Genomic DNA, 14,224 nt, shown 5'->3' with positions numbered 1-14,224 from the left:
ATTAACCATTGTTTCTCGTTAGCTCTGCCGCCAAGTCGCGGTAGGCTTGGGCCCCTTTCGAAGTAGGATCGTAACTCAAAACAGGCATCGCAAAACTTGGCGCTTCGCTTACCCGAACATTCCGCGGGATGACGGTCTGGAACACCAGATCTCCCAGGTTCGAACGCGCATCACTCTCAACCTGCTGCGACAGGTTATTCCGCCTATCATACATCGTAAGAAGCACGCCCTCGATCCTGAGATCTTTATTCCCGCTCTGCCGCACTTCGCGGATCGTAAGCATAAGTTGGGAAAGACCCTCCAGCGCGAAAAACTCGCTCTGAAGCGGCACCAGAACAGAATGCGCCGCGATCATCGCGTTTACTGTCAGTAGGTTGAGAGACGGCGGGCAGTCGATCAGGATATAGTCGAACTCAAACTGATCCATTGCCGGTTGCCGCAGCGCATCGTGAAGAAGGAAGCTCCTTTTCTCATTCGAGAAAAGCTCAATATCCGCAGAACTAAGGTCGACCGTCGCGGGAACGATAAGCAATCCATCCGTTTCAGTGCGCTGGATAACATCCTGTGGTAGGCTGTCGTCAAGCAACAGGTCATAGGTCGTGAACTCTCGATCCTCTACTTCGATCCCTAGCCCGGTAGAGGCGTTCCCCTGCGGGTCAAGATCGACAACGAGGATTCGCTTGCCCGCCTCTGCGAGCGCTGCTGCAAGGTTGATCGTGGTAGTGGTCTTACCAACGCCGCCCTTTTGGTTCGCAATGGCAACGATTTTCGGTCCAGCCGGACGAGAGAGGTCAGACACGGGCAATATCCTTAATCTTCAAAATAGCGGCAGCTGGATTTGTTTTGCTCTCTACGGCTTCGAGCGCGTAGGCCCAGACTTGCTTAGCATCTCTGTCTTCGCTTTGCCAATTCTGCCCCTTAGGAAAGAGCGCGGTACCGTCAGGATTTAGATGAAGCTCAGTGAAGTCCAGAAGCTGGGTCAAATCTGCAAGGGCTCGTGCCGACAATATATCGGCTTTGAGGCCATCCAACTGCTCGATCCTCTCAGTTTTCACTAATGCAGTCAGGCCGAGTTCACGAATAGCGGTACGGAGAAATGCGCATTTGCGTTGATCACTCTCGACCATGGTCACTTGAAAGGTCTGCGCTTCTTGATTGAGAATCGCAACCACAATTCCCGGAAACCCTCCGCCGCTGCCAAGATCAACCCAATGGCCCTCGCCCTCTGCAAGTTCAAAAACCTGTACGGAATCGAGAATATGACGCTGCCAGAGATCATACAAGCTGTTTTTGGAAACTAAATTGATCTTCGGATTCCATTTTCGCACCAGCTCAGCGAAAGCTTCCAGCTTGGCAAATGTTTCACGTGAAACATTCAAGTGGTCTTTTATCGTCATGCGGACCTCTTACCCGGTCCTCTTTTCACCCGCGCAAGGATCAAAGTTAGGGCAGCTGGCGTCATCCCGTCGATACGGGCCGCCTGTGCCATCGTTTCAGGTCGGGCCGCCGCGATCTTCGATTTCAATTCATTGGAGAGCCCCGCAAGGTCGTCAAACATGAAATCAGCTGGTATCCGAAGGCCCTCGTCCTTCTTAAGGAGATCGATCTCTTTCTGCTGGCGAGAGATGTAGGTCGCGTAAAGCGCATCGCGCTCGATCTGGCGTCGGACCTCCTGTGAGGCTTCCTCAAGGCTACTATCGAGCGACATTAGATCTTCGAACTTAGCCTCTGGGAATGCGAGTACCTGAAAGCCATTCCGTTTAGAACCATCTTGGTTGACGGCAATACCGGCCTCCAAGAGTTCTTTGGGGGTAAATTCTTTAGCGAGCAATTGCTGTTTAATGGCCTCCAAAGAAGCCAGCTTATGCTGGAAAGTCTTACTACGAGCTTCCGATACGCAGCCGATCTCCATCGCCAGGGGCGTCAAGCGCTGGTCCGCATTATCCGCGCGTAGGGACAAACGGAACTCCGCCCGGGACGTAAACATTCGATATGGCTCGCTGACCCCACGGGTCGTCAGATCATCAATCATGACGCCGATATAGCTCTCTGCCCGCCCGAAGGTTACAGCGGCCCTACCCAGTGACGTTAGCGCGGCATTCAAGCCGGCGACCAGGCCCTGAGCAGCGGCTTCCTCATATCCTGTGGTGCCATTGATCTGGCCCGCCAAATAGAGGCCCGGCACGGTCCGCACAGCGAGGGTCGAAGACAGAGCACGCGGGTCTATGTAATCGTACTCGATGGCATAGCCGGGCTGTAATATTACTGCATTTTCGAGTCCGACCATACTCCGTACATAGGCCTCTTGCACATCCTCCGGCAGCGACGTTGATATTCCGTTCGGGTATACAGTGTGGTCGTCTACGCCCTCAGGCTCCAAGAAAACCTGATGCGAGTCTTTATCCGCAAATCGAACCACCTTGTCTTCAATAGATGGGCAGTACCGCGGGCCCACGCCGTCGATATGCCCTCCGTACATGGCGGACCTATCAAGGTTCTCGCGAATGATCTGATGAGTTTTCTCGTTGGTGTGCGTTATCCCGCAAGCGACCTGCGGCGCAGATACTTCCGTGGAGAGGAATGAAAATACCACAGGCTCCTCGTCGCCCGGCTGTTTTTCCAAAATATCCCAGTTAATGGTCCGGCCGTCCAAGCGCGGCGGCGTTCCTGTCTTCAATCTTCCCATAGGAAGGCCGAAGGAGTCGATCCGCTCAGCGAGCCGAACGGAGGCTTTGTCGCCCATCCGACCGCCCTGATGCGATACGTCGCCGATATGAATGACGCCACGCAAAAAGGTTCCAGTGGTTAGGACCACAGAGGTCGCTCGGAGAGTAGCACCGTCAGCCAATACCACACCAGCGACCGTGTCACCATCCATTGCGAAATCCACGACTTCGCCTTCGACAATATCGAGGTTCTCTTGGCCTTCAATTTCTTTTAGCATCTCAGTACGGTAAATCTTGCGGTCAGCCTGGGCACGCGGGCCTTGAACCGCGGGGCCTTTGCGACGGTTGAGCAGGCGGAACTGAATGCCCGCTTTATCCGCGACCCGACCCATAACGCCGTCCATGGCGTCAATCTCGCGGACAAGATGCCCTTTACCCAGCCCACCAATTGCAGGATTGCAAGACATCACACCGATGCCGTTCCGGTCCATGGTCACAAGAGCGGTATGAGCTCCGAGGCGTGCCGAAGCGTGGGCCGCTTCCGCGCCCGCATGGCCGCCGCCGATCACGATCACATCAAAATGTTTCACGTGAAACACTCCATCATTTACCTACGCAAAAGCTGGTGAAGATTTCATCCAGCAGGTTTTCGACATCTATTCGGCCTACTAAGGCTTCAAGCGCGCGTATAGCGAATCGCAATTCCGCCGAGGCTAGATCATAAAAGTCGGGTCCACGCTGCAAGATAACATCTACCTCAGCCAAACACGAGACAGTTTGCTCCAGAGCGACGCGATGTCGCTCATGCGTCGCGAGTCCGATGCCGGCGCTCTTCGTCGAAAGGGTCGTCTGGACCTGGGCAATAAGCTCAGACACGCCCTGCCCGGTTTTTCCAGAGATCCCGTTTTCTTCGATACCTGTGAGATCTGCTTTTGGTCGGACCACGATATCATCGGGCTCCGGAGCAATCATCAGCGTCTCATCCGGGGCGGCAAGGAAGACCCGCAAGTCTGCGGCTTTCGCGCGTTCGATTGCCCGTTCGATTCCGATGGCCTCAATCTTATCATCGCTATCGCGCAGACCCGCCGTATCCAGCAGCGTCACCGGAAGACCGCCGAGGTCCATCCTAACCTCAATAACGTCACGGGTCGTACCCGCAATTTCGGAAGTAATCGCGGCGTCACGTCCTGCGAGAGCATTTAGCAGGGTCGATTTACCAACGTTCGGTGCGCCGATGATGGCAACTTCGAAGCCATTTCGAACGCGCTCTGCGACATAGGTGCCCCGCGCTTCGGCCTCCAACTCTTTCCCGACTTTGGTCAGCAGCGCGTCGACCTCTGGGGTGACATCGACGGGCACCTCTTCGTCTGCGAAATCGATCGTCGCTTCTAATAGGGCTGCGGCACGGATCAGATCTTTCCGCCAGTCTTCGACCCGGGCACCAAGATACCCGGAGAGCACGCGAAGAGCCTGCTTTCTTTGTGCCTCGGTTTCGGCTTCGATGAGATCTGCCAGACCTTCGACCTGTGCGAGGTCCAGCTTTTCATTTTCTAGAGCGCGACGGGTGAATTCACCTGCCTCAGCCATTCGTGTTTCCGGGAATGTCGAGAGAAGTGAGAGCATAGCGCGCACGACAGCGATCGATCCGTGCACTTGCAGCTCGACAACATCCTCGCCGGTGAAGGAATTCGGCCCGGGAAAGCTGAGCACCAAGGCTTGATCAATGATCTCCCCATCGGCGCCCCAAAGATTGCGCAGCGCACTTTCGCGCCCCTTAGGACATTGGCCGGTGATCTTCTCTGCGATCGCAAAGGCCCGCGGGCCGGAAATGCGGATCACCGCAACCCCGGCTCGGCCCGGCGCTGACGCTTGGGCGAATATCGTGTCCATATCTCACTAACCTATTGTTATTATTTAATAACTCAGGTGTTCATGGAGTCGAAGAAGTCAGAATTCGACTTGGTTTGCTTGAGCTTGCCAAGCAGGAACTCAATGGCGTCGGTGGTGCCCATCGGGTTGAGGATCCGGCGCAGGACAAAGGTTTTCTGGAGGTCAACCTTGTCGACCAGCAGGTCCTCTTTCCGTGTGCCGGACTTGAGAATGTCGATCGCCGGGAAGACGCGCTTATCTGCAATCTTGCGGTCCAGCACGATTTCGGAGTTGCCGGTGCCTTTGAACTCTTCAAAGATCACTTCGTCCATGCGGCTGCCGGTGTCGATCAGCGCGGTGGCGATGATGGTGAGCGATCCGCCCTCTTCGATGTTCCGCGCGGCACCGAAGAAGCGCTTCGGGCGTTGCAGGGCGTTTGCGTCGACACCACCAGTCAGAACCTTACCCGAAGATGGCACCACGGTGTTGAACGCGCGGCCCAGACGGGTGATCGAATCGAGCAAGATCACCACGTCGCGCTTGTGTTCGACAAGACGCTTGGCTTTCTCGATCACCATCTCGGACACGGCCACGTGGCGCGTTGCAGGTTCGTCGAAAGTGGAGGAAACGACCTCCCCCTTTACCGAACGCTGCATGTCGGTGACTTCCTCGGGACGTTCGTCGATCAGCAAGACGATGAGATAGCACTCTGGGTGGTTCTTTTCGATGCTATTGGCGATGTTCTGCAGCAGCACGGTCTTACCGGTGCGCGGCGGGGCGACGATCAGCGAACGCTGGCCCTTGCCGATGGGCGAGACCAGATCGATGATCCGCGCGGAGCGGTCTTTGATCGTGGGGTCGTCGACCTCCATCGTCAGACGCTCGTCGGGGTAGAGTGGCGTCAGGTTCTCAAAAGCAACCTTGTGGCGGGCCTTCTCAGGCGCCTCGAAGTTGATTTTGGTCACTTCGGTCAATGCGAAATAGCGTTCGGTGTCGTCAGGCGCTTTGATCAGCCCTTCAATGGTGTCCCCGGTGCGCAGCGACCATTTGCGGATCATGTCGGGCGAGACATAGATGTCATCGGGGCCCGGCAGGTAGTTCGCTTCGGGTGAGCGCAAAAAACCGAATCCGTCTTGCAGCACTTCCAAGACGCCGTCGCCCGAGATCTCCCAACCGTCATCCGCGCGTTCGCGGAGAATCTGGAACATCATCTCGCCTTTACGCATGGTCGAGGCGTTCTCGATCTCCAGCTCTTCGGCCATGGCGAGCAGGTTTTTCGGCGTCTGCGCCTTGAGATCAGCGAGGTTCAGCGTTTCGGTTGTCATGGAGCATCCTGTTCAGCCGCAGCAGAATGCGGGCTGGTCGATCATTTGAATGTGGCAAGCAGAAACCGCCCCGGACGGGACAGTGGCGCAGATATAGGCAACGCCGCAGCTTGAGTCAATTGCTTCAGAATTTCACGACCACGGAGAAGACGATCACGATCATCAGCAGCGTCGGCACTTCGTTCAGAAGCCGGAACTGACGGCCCGTTACGGCACTGTCGCCACTTTCGACAGATTTAACCTGTTTTTTCAACCAAACGTGGAAAACCGTCATGGCAATAACGCTGGCACCCTTGGTCCAAGGCCAGATCATCGTCCAATCCACGATTCCGGGCGTCAGAACGAGGGCCAGGCCGAAACCCCATGTCGCCATCATCGCGGGCCGCATGATGAACTGAGCGAGCTTAAATTCCATCATCGAGAAAGTCTCATGCATCCGACCTGCCGAGCCTGCCTGTTCGACATGGTGCACGAAGAGCCGGGGCAGATAGAACAGCGCGGCCATCCAACTGATGACGGAAACGATATGGAACGCTTTGATCCACGGATAGGCGAGGCTGAGAAGATCAAACATGGGGACGGCTCCGGTGTGCGTGCTTCTTTCTTAATAAATAAGAAAAGAGAAAAGATGTAGTTGATTGTAGGGAGCCGGATTCCTGTGGATTAATGATTTATACCGCCGCTTATCAACAGGTGAACAAACTTCACGGCACCCTGTGGAAAAAACCGCTCCGATTCGCGAATATCTAACTTTCTCAGGAACTTGCCAGCGTATTTTCCGGGGGACAAAATGTATCAAAGCGGGGATAACCGGTGAAGTGCCGTGGTTATACGCACAAGCGGCTTATCCCTATCCATCGGGGTGGGAATCGGCGACAAAAACCGCGACTCGGGGCGAGATCTGCGGGCTTGTGCTGTCAACTTTTATCTCGCAGAACAAATCCTCAAGATTTGCGCCAGATCATCACAGGGTTATCCACATGCCGCAGAAAATCGTCCTCGCCTCCGGCTCGGAGATCCGCGCTACACTCTTGGCGAAGGCCGCGATCCCGCATGAGGTGATCCCGGCGCGGATCGACGAAGAGATGATCACCGCTGCCCTGCGTGCAGAGGCGGCGAAACCGCGCGACATTGCTGATACATTGGCCGAGATGAAGGCCCGCAAAGTGAGCGAAAAACACCCCGGCGCGCTGGTATTAGGTTGCGATCAGGTCTTGGAGCATCGCGGAGAGATGTTGCAAAAGCCCCGTGATCGGGATGAGGCCATCGCGCAGCTTCACCAATTGCGCGGGGATCGGCATTCGCTGCTCTCTGCCGCCGTGCTCTACGAAGATGGCGAACCGCTGTGGCGGCATGTCGGCCAAGTGCGCCTACGAATGCGTGACGCTAGTGACGCCTATATCAAGGACTACGTCGAACGGAATTGGGACAGCATCTGCCACGCGGTGGGCTGCTATAAGCTGGAAGAAGAAGGTGTGCGGCTGTTCAGCCAGATTGAGGGGGATTACTTTCACGTCCTCGGTATGCCATTTCTTGAACTGCTGAATTACCTGACGCTGCGCGGAGACCTCACGACATGAGCCTGTCCAAAATCCCCCTTGCCGGTGTGATCGGATCGCCCATCGCGCATTCCAAATCCCCGCAACTGCACCGCCATTGGCTAGAGACCTACGGCATCGCGGGTCATTATGTACCGCTTGATGTGGCGCCCGATGATCTGGAGGTGGTTTTGCGGACACTGCCCAAGATGGGTTTCGTCGGGGTAAATCTGACGATCCCCCATAAGGAAGCGGTGATGAAGATCGCGGATCTCATCACCGACCGCGCCACATTGATTGGTGCCGCCAATACGCTGATCTTTCGTCCCGATGGCAAAATTCATGCGGATAATACGGATGGCTATGGATTCATCGAAAACCTCAAAGCCGGAGCGCCCGATTGGGATCCCAAATCCGGACCAGCGGCTGTCTTGGGTGCCGGCGGCGCGGCGCGCGCTGTGGTCTCGTCGCTTTTGGATGCTGGCGTGCCTGAGATCTGCCTGTCGAACCGCACCCGCGTGCGGGCAGAGCAGTTGCAGCGCGATTTCGGCAGCAGGGTGAAGGTCATCGATTGGGTGCAGGCGGGTAATATGATTGATCACGCCACCTTGGTGGTGAACACCACATCGCTTGGCATGATCGGCAAAGGTGCTTTGCGTGTGCCACTTGATGGGCTACGCCCCGGCACCGTAGTGACGGACCTCGTTTATACGCCGCTGCGCACACATCTGCTGGAAACGGCCGAGGAAATGGGCTGCGTCACGGTCGACGGGCTGGGCATGTTGTTGCATCAAGCGGTGCCCGCCTTTGAGCGTTGGTTCGGTCAACGGCCCGAGGTCAATCGCGCCACGCGCACGGCGGTGCTGCGCTGATGTTCCAACTCGGGCTGACCGGATCGATCGGCATGGGCAAATCGACCACGGCAAAGATGTTTGCCGAGGAGGGCTGCGCCGTGTGGGATGCCGACGCAGCGGTGCACCGGCTTTATGCGAAGGGGGGCGCGGCGGTCGCGCCCGTGCAGGCGGCGTTTCCGACGGCGATAGAGGCTGGCGCGGTTTCTCGCGCCGCATTGAAAGAGATCATCGCCGCTGATCCGACCGCCCTGCCCCGGATCGAGTCCATCGTACATCCATTGGTGGCCCAAGACCGGGCGACATTTCTGGCCGAAGCCTATAGCGACATTGCCGTGCTCGATATTCCGTTGCTTTTTGAAACTGGCGGCGACGCTGCGATGGACGCGGTGGTTTGCGTCACTATCCCCGACGCCGTCCAACGCGACCGCGTGCTTGCCCGAGGCACCATGACCGAGGCGCAATTCGATGCCATCCGCGCCAAGCAGATGCCCGCCAAAGAGAAGTGCGCCCGTTCCGACTATGTGATAGTGACCGACACGCCCGACCATGCCCGCGCGCAGGTGCGGGATGTGATCCGCGACATTAGGGAAAAGCTGCGTCATGCGTGAAATCGTGCTCGATACCGAAACCACCGGCTTTGACCCCGAAAGCGGCGACCGTATCGTCGAAATCGGTGCGGTCGAGCTGATGAACCATATGGCCACGGGCGAGACCTACCACCAATATATCAACCCCGAACGCTCTATGCCCGAAGAGGCGTTTCAGGTGCACGGGCTGGGCGATGATTTCCTGCGCGACAAGCCCAAGTTCGCACAGATCGGGCGGCAGTTCCTCGACTTTATCGGCACGTCAAAGCTGATCATTCACAACGCCGCCTTCGACATTAAATTCCTGAATGCCGAACTGCGCTGGATGGGACTGCCGCAGATCCCATGGGAACAAGCGCTTGATACGCTCGAAATTGCGCGCAAACGTTTCCCCGGCTCGCCCGCCTCGCTCGACGCGCTCTGCCGTCGCTTTGGGATCGACAATACATCGCGGACCTTGCACGGCGCCCTGCTCGACAGTGAGATTCTGGCCGAAGTCTATCTGGAATTGATCGGGGGGCGGCAGCCCGACTTTGCGCTGTCATCGGCGCCCGAACGGAAATCCGGTGAGCCTGACACGCGCTGGACCCCGAAACCGCGGCCCAATCCCCTGCCCTCGCGTCTGACAGAGGCCGAAGCCGCCGCCCATGCCGAATTTGTCGGCAAGCTGGGCGGCGACGCGCTGTGGAAACAGCTTGGCTGACGCTTAGGCGTCGGCTTTTGGCGGGGTCTCGGCCTGACGGCGTGCAACTTCGTTGCGGTAGAGCGACAGGAAGTCGATGTTCTCAAGGTTCAGCGGCGGGAAGCCACCATCACGGGTCACGTCGCTGACGATGCGGCGCAGGAAGGGGAAGATCATCCGCGGGCATTCGATCAGCAGATAGGGGTGCATCTGCTCTTCAGGCACGCTTTCGACTTGGAAAATGCCGACATAGTCGATTTCCAGCACGAAGAGCGTCGCGTCGCCGTCTTTCGCTTTCGAGGTGATGTTCAGCTTGATCGCGGTCTCATACTGGTTTTCGCCACCGCGCTTTTTCGCGTCGAGGTTGACCTGAACCTGCACATCGGGCTGCACATCTGCAGGGGCGCCCTTTTGCGCCATGATGTTCTCAAACGACATGTCCCGTATGAACTGGCCCAGCACGCGCATCTGCGGCTGTTTCGGTTGCGCTGTTTCGTTTTCTGCCATTCTCTGTGTCCTGTTGTGGTGAATTTCTTAAATCTATCCGGACTTAGCAGGTCGGCACGGGCCGCTCAATCCTTAGTCCAGCCCGAGGGGCCCTTGGTCTGACGCGGCTGTTCGGGGATCTCATGAAAATCGCCATCAATCACGTCGCCACTCGGGTTACGCCTGCCCTGTGGGCCGGGCCCCGGACCCATGCCGCCGCCGGGCGTGCCAAAACTTTGAACGTTCACACGGTCCCGTATTGCCCGATAGGCCGCCTGCCGAAAGCGCGGGATCAGGAAGGCAAAGCCAACCGCGTCGGTGAAAAACCCTGGTGTCAGCAGCAGCGCGCCGGAAAATAGGATCATCGCGCCATGCACCAAAGGTTCCGTCGGGTCGCGCAGGTCATTGAAGGAACTGCGCAATTGACCAAGCGCCAGCGCCCCTTGAGAGCGCACCAACCATGTGCCCAGAACGGCGGTCAGCACCACCACGGCCAGCGTCCAGCCAAGGCCGATGGCGCCACCGACTTGGATGAAAAGCGTGATCTCGATCAGAGGCACGGCGATAAATGCGATCAATAGCCACATGTGGCGGGGTCCTTTCGCTGGGGGCAGAGTGGACTTGCCCCGGTCGAACACCTACATAAGAGCTTAACTCGCATGTTTCCATGCCACCCCTGAATGAGGTTTCGATGAATTCTCCCCTGATACAGCTTCTGGTGCTTGCCGGTATCGCCGTATTCCTGATCCTGCGGCTGAAAAACGTGCTTGGCACCCGCGAGGGTTTTGAAAAGCCCCCGGTAACCGATCAAACGCCAAGCGCCCGCAGTGGCCCCGCGTTTGAGGTGATCGAAGGCGGCCCCGATCTCGATATCACCGACCACGTTCCCGAAGACAGCTCCTCGGGCAAGGCACTGGCCGAGATGAAGCGGGTTGAGCCCTCCTTCGGCGTCAGCGATTTTCTCCAAGGCGCGCGCGGTGCCTATGAGATGATCGTCATGGGCTACGAGCGTGGCGATCTGGCGGAAATTCAGCCGTTTCTGGCCGATGATGTCTATGAAAGCTTTGTTGACGGTGTCGCGGCGCGCGAGGATCAAGGTCTGACGATTGACGCCAACTTTATCGGCGTGCGCGAAATGGAATTGGTCAACGCCACGATGGACGAGACCACGAAAGAAGCCGAACTCACCATTCGCTTCGTAGGAGAGCTGACCTCTGAGGTTCGCAACCGCGAAGGCGAGGTTGTCGAGGGCAGCAGCAACGAAATCAAACGCCAAAAAGATACATGGGTCTTCGCCCGTGTCATGGGCTCGGATGATCCGAATTGGCTGTTGGTTTCCACAGACGGGTAGCGCGTGCGCTCGGCGCACTTGCGCTGTTGGGCGGTGTGTCGATGAACACGCCGTCCGCGGCAGAGGTGCATTATACGGTGATGGATTTCGACCAGCTTGACGGCTGGGCCGAAGATGACCACGCCGCCGCCTTTGAGGTGTTCACCAGCACTTGCGGCGACATGAAAGATGTCGATTGGCGCGCGCTGTGCAAGCTGGCCAAAGATGGCCCCGACCCCCGGCAGTTTTTCGAGTTGTTTTTCCGGCCCGTGTTGATGGAAGACGGGAAAGACGGGCTGTTTACAGGGTATTTCGAGCCTGAGTTGGACGGCGATCTCTACCCCTCTGCGCGGTTTCAGTACCCCATCTACGCCATGCCCCCCGAGGCCGAAGAGATCCGCCCCTGGCTCACCAGACGCGAGATCCTAGATGGCGACGTGATGCGGGACCGCGGATTGGAAATCGCTTGGGTCGATGATCCGGTTGAGCTTTTCTTTTTGCAAATTCAAGGTTCTGGCCGTATCCGCCTGCCCGATGGCAGCTACCTGCGCGTGGGCTACCGCGGGGCGAATGGCCATGATTACCGCTCTGTCGGGGTCGAACTGGTACGGCGCGGGGTCTATGAGGCGCATCAGGTTAGCGCCGATGTCATCAAAAATTGGGTGCGCCGCAACCCCGAAGATGGCCGCGAATTGCTCTATCACAATCCCTCTTATGTTTTCTTTCGAGAGGTCAGCCGGGTGCCTGCCGACAAGGGGCCGCTTGGGGCGATGAACCGTTCCATCACCACGCTGCGCAGCATCGCGGTGGACCCGTCGCATGTGCCGCTTGGCGCGCCGGTTTGGATCGAAAAAGACGGCAAGAAACCCATGCGGCGCTTGATGGTCGCGCAGGATACGGGCTCGGCCATCAAGGGCGCGCAGCGTGCGGATGTGTTCTTTGGAACCGGCGACAAAGCCGGCCGCGAGGCAGGCCGCCTGCGCGACGCTGGGCGGATGATGGTTTTGATGCCGATCCAACGCGCCTATGCTTTCCTGCCGGAGAGCGCGATATGAGACGTCGGCGCTTAAACGAAGACGACCTCGCGCTTTGGCGCAGGGTCACGGAGCGGACAGAGAAGCTTGAGCTGAACAAGCTTTTCACGCAAGAGATCGACGCGCCCGCCCCTGCCCCGCCGCAGGTCCGTCGGGCCAAAATCGCGCTCCAAGGCAACAAGCCTCAGTCGACCATGAAGAAGCGTAGCAATGACCTGCGCCCGACATTGTCAGAACAGATGAAAGCCGCCCCGGTTCAGATGGATCACAAAGCCTTCGGCAAGCTGAAACGCGGCAAACTGCGCCCCGAAGGCCGGATTGATCTTCATGGCATGACGCTTGACCGTGCCCACCCGGCGCTGAATGGCTTCATTATGGATGCCCATGCGCGGGGCAAGCGGTTGGTGCTGGTCATCACTGGCAAGGGCAAGCGCCGCGACGATGGTGGCCCGATCCCTGTGCGCGATGGTGTTTTGCGCCATCAGGTGCCGCAATGGCTGTCGATGCCGCCGCTCAACGGCCTTGTGCTTCAGATTGCGCAAGCCCATGTCAGCCACGGCGGCGGCGGGGCCTATTACGTCTATCTCCGGCGCAACCGTTAGCCGCGCAGCAGGCGTTTGTAGCGTCTTATCGCCCATGCGGCCAAACCAGCCGCCAGCAGATAGTAAACCGCGATCGGCAACATTTGCTGCGGGAAATCGACGCCCAAGTCGATGAAAAGACCCGTCACTCCCGGCCCGATGGCCGAGCCAAAGACCATCAGCGCCGCGGCCACCGCTTTGATCGAACCCACATGGCGGGTGCCGAAATACTCGGCCCAGAACGCCGCCGGTGCGGTGGATTGCATGCCCTGCCCGAAGCCGAAAATCACCAAGCCGATCCCAGCCATCCACAGCGTATCGGCATAGGCCAGCACCGCGAATGACAGGGCAAAGGGCAGCATCATCACCGGCACCACGCGGCTGACGCCAAAGCGGTCAATCGCCCAGCCCGAAAGGAAGGTCGAGGCCACCGCCGAGAGCGTGTAGACCGGCATGAGCGCCACAAATTCGACCAAGGCCCAGCCCTTTACTTCGGTCAGGTGAACCTGCTGGAAAAACAGCGCGGTGCCCCATGCCGCAGGCCCGATGGCCAGCGGAATGATCATCCAGAACAGGCCCGAACGGAACATCTCTGCCCGCGTCCAATGCCGTCCTTTCATGCCCGCACGTTGCGCCTGATCCGCCATGCTTTGCGGGGTGCGCTCTTGCCGCAGCAGCATCAGGATCACCGGGATGGTCAGCAGAACCAAGACTGCGGCCAGCGCCCAAAGGCTGCGCCAGTGGAAGCTGGCAAAAAGCGCTACGAAGATCACCGGCAAGAACGCCTGACCGGCGGCAAACCCCATCGACGACAACGAAAGCGCCTTGCCACGCGATGCCTCAAACCAGCGCACCATGGCGACCTGTCCAAGCTGAGACATCATGCCCTGCCCGGTCAGTCGCAAGGCATAGATAACGAAGATCAGCGCGATCCAATTCGGCACCGCCGCCATCGCCAAACAGGCCCCGGCAAGCGCCACCATCACGCCAAAGGCCAACACCCGCACGCGAAAGCGGTCCGTCAGCACCCCGGCCCAGACCATGGTGACCGCCGAAAGCGTCGTGCCGATGGTATAGATGCCGCCCCATTGCCCATCACTCAGGCCAAAGTCGCCCTTCACCGCTCCGGCAAAGAGCGAGATGAAATAGGTTTGCCCGTAGGACGAGGTGAATGTCAGCAGGAAACCGGCCAGCAGAAACAGCCAGTTGCGCCGCAAAAATGAGAGGTATTCCATGCCCCTTTCATCGCCGGGGCATGGAGGAAAGGAAAGC

16 protein-coding genes are annotated in these 14,224 nt (G+C 58.1%); 7 read left to right on the top strand and 9 right to left on the bottom strand.

Features of this window, described 5'->3' with window-relative positions:
* Position 1: 1 nt before the first annotated feature.
* The 6 genes from O4H31_RS01865 to O4H31_RS01840 form a co-directional block, all read right to left on the bottom strand.
* On the bottom strand, positions 2 to 799 hold the full coding sequence (locus O4H31_RS01865; protein ID WP_120349797.1) for a ParA family protein: 798 nt from the start codon (positions 797 to 799) through the stop codon (positions 2 to 4).
* Positions 792 to 1,397, bottom strand: coding sequence for a 16S rRNA (guanine(527)-N(7))-methyltransferase RsmG (gene rsmG / locus O4H31_RS01860; protein ID WP_269342214.1), 606 nt, complete (start codon positions 1,395 to 1,397; stop codon positions 792 to 794). Before rsmG ends, O4H31_RS01865 begins: the two co-directional genes overlap by 8 nt.
* Positions 1,394 to 3,256, bottom strand: coding sequence for a tRNA uridine-5-carboxymethylaminomethyl(34) synthesis enzyme MnmG (gene mnmG, locus O4H31_RS01855; protein WP_269342212.1), 1,863 nt, complete (start codon positions 3,254 to 3,256; stop codon positions 1,394 to 1,396). Before mnmG ends, rsmG begins: the two co-directional genes overlap by 4 nt.
* 13 nt (positions 3,257 to 3,269) lie before the next feature.
* Positions 3,270 to 4,556, bottom strand: coding sequence for a tRNA uridine-5-carboxymethylaminomethyl(34) synthesis GTPase MnmE (gene mnmE, locus O4H31_RS01850; RefSeq protein WP_269342210.1), 1,287 nt, complete (start codon positions 4,554 to 4,556; stop codon positions 3,270 to 3,272).
* A 32-nt stretch (positions 4,557 to 4,588) separates the two neighbouring features.
* A complete protein-coding gene (rho, locus tag O4H31_RS01845) occupies positions 4,589 to 5,860 on the bottom strand; it encodes a transcription termination factor Rho (protein ID WP_067267859.1) in 1,272 nt (423 codons plus the stop codon).
* 124 nt (positions 5,861 to 5,984) lie between these two features.
* Positions 5,985 to 6,434 (bottom strand): CopD family protein, encoded by a 450-nt coding sequence (locus tag O4H31_RS01840; protein WP_269342206.1) that lies wholly within the window; start codon positions 6,432 to 6,434, stop codon positions 5,985 to 5,987.
* Positions 6,435 to 6,840: 406 nt separating this feature from the next.
* Between O4H31_RS01840 and O4H31_RS01835 the strand changes: the two genes are divergently transcribed.
* Genes O4H31_RS01835 through dnaQ form a run of 4 tightly spaced genes read left to right on the top strand, consistent with a single transcriptional unit; the run spans position 6,841 to position 9,542 of the window.
* Complete coding sequence (locus tag O4H31_RS01835) at positions 6,841 to 7,440, top strand: Maf family protein (protein WP_269342204.1); 600 nt, start codon at positions 6,841 to 6,843, stop codon at positions 7,438 to 7,440.
* Positions 7,437 to 8,270 (top strand): shikimate dehydrogenase, encoded by an 834-nt coding sequence (locus tag O4H31_RS01830; RefSeq protein WP_269342203.1) that lies wholly within the window; start codon positions 7,437 to 7,439, stop codon positions 8,268 to 8,270. Before O4H31_RS01835 ends, O4H31_RS01830 begins: the two co-directional genes overlap by 4 nt.
* Complete coding sequence (coaE, locus tag O4H31_RS01825) at positions 8,270 to 8,860, top strand: dephospho-CoA kinase (protein WP_269342201.1); 591 nt, start codon at positions 8,270 to 8,272, stop codon at positions 8,858 to 8,860. Before O4H31_RS01830 ends, coaE begins: the two co-directional genes overlap by 1 nt.
* The gene (gene dnaQ / locus O4H31_RS01820; protein ID WP_269342199.1) at positions 8,853 to 9,542 is read left to right on the top strand and encodes a DNA polymerase III subunit epsilon; all 690 of its coding nucleotides are present in this window, start codon (positions 8,853 to 8,855) and stop codon (positions 9,540 to 9,542) included. Before coaE ends, dnaQ begins: the two co-directional genes overlap by 8 nt.
* A gap of 3 nt (positions 9,543 to 9,545) precedes the next feature.
* Here dnaQ and secB read toward each other — a convergent pair whose 3' ends face one another.
* Together secB and O4H31_RS01810 are read right to left on the bottom strand one after the other, a co-directional pair.
* Positions 9,546 to 10,028, bottom strand: a complete 483-nt coding sequence (secB, locus tag O4H31_RS01815; protein ID WP_067623694.1) for a protein-export chaperone SecB — start codon at positions 10,026 to 10,028, stop codon at positions 9,546 to 9,548.
* Positions 10,029 to 10,093: 65 nt separating this feature from the next.
* A complete protein-coding gene (locus tag O4H31_RS01810; protein ID WP_269342196.1) occupies positions 10,094 to 10,594 on the bottom strand; it encodes an FxsA family protein in 501 nt (166 codons plus the stop codon).
* Positions 10,595 to 10,698: 104 nt separating this feature from the next.
* Here O4H31_RS01810 and O4H31_RS01805 point away from each other — a divergent pair, with 104 nt between their 5' ends.
* From O4H31_RS01805 to O4H31_RS01795, 3 genes are read left to right on the top strand one after another with little or no spacing between them, the layout of a single operon-like run.
* A complete protein-coding gene (locus O4H31_RS01805; RefSeq protein ID WP_067623701.1) occupies positions 10,699 to 11,358 on the top strand; it encodes a Tim44/TimA family putative adaptor protein in 660 nt (219 codons plus the stop codon).
* Positions 11,359 to 11,399: 41 nt separating this feature from the next.
* On the top strand, positions 11,400 to 12,392 hold the full coding sequence (locus tag O4H31_RS01800; protein WP_259946791.1) for a murein transglycosylase A: 993 nt from the start codon (positions 11,400 to 11,402) through the stop codon (positions 12,390 to 12,392).
* On the top strand, positions 12,389 to 12,973 hold the full coding sequence (locus tag O4H31_RS01795) for a Smr/MutS family protein (RefSeq protein WP_269342192.1): 585 nt from the start codon (positions 12,389 to 12,391) through the stop codon (positions 12,971 to 12,973). The genes O4H31_RS01800 and O4H31_RS01795 overlap by 4 nt, the downstream gene beginning before the upstream one ends.
* On the opposite strand, the gene O4H31_RS01790 is transcribed toward O4H31_RS01795, so the two are convergent.
* Positions 12,970 to 14,187, bottom strand: a complete 1,218-nt coding sequence (locus O4H31_RS01790) for an MFS transporter (RefSeq protein ID WP_269342191.1) — start codon at positions 14,185 to 14,187, stop codon at positions 12,970 to 12,972. The two genes, O4H31_RS01795 and O4H31_RS01790, sit on opposite strands and share 4 nt — an antisense overlap.
* Positions 14,188 to 14,224 lie beyond the last annotated feature (37 nt).

Origin of the sequence: Sulfitobacter dubius (assembly GCF_027214245.1) — a bacterium.
GTDB classification, from domain to species: domain Bacteria; phylum Pseudomonadota; class Alphaproteobacteria; order Rhodobacterales; family Rhodobacteraceae; genus Sulfitobacter; species Sulfitobacter dubius_A.
Note: the sequence above shows the minus strand (reverse complement) of the source record. Positions and strands in the feature narration are given on the sequence as shown.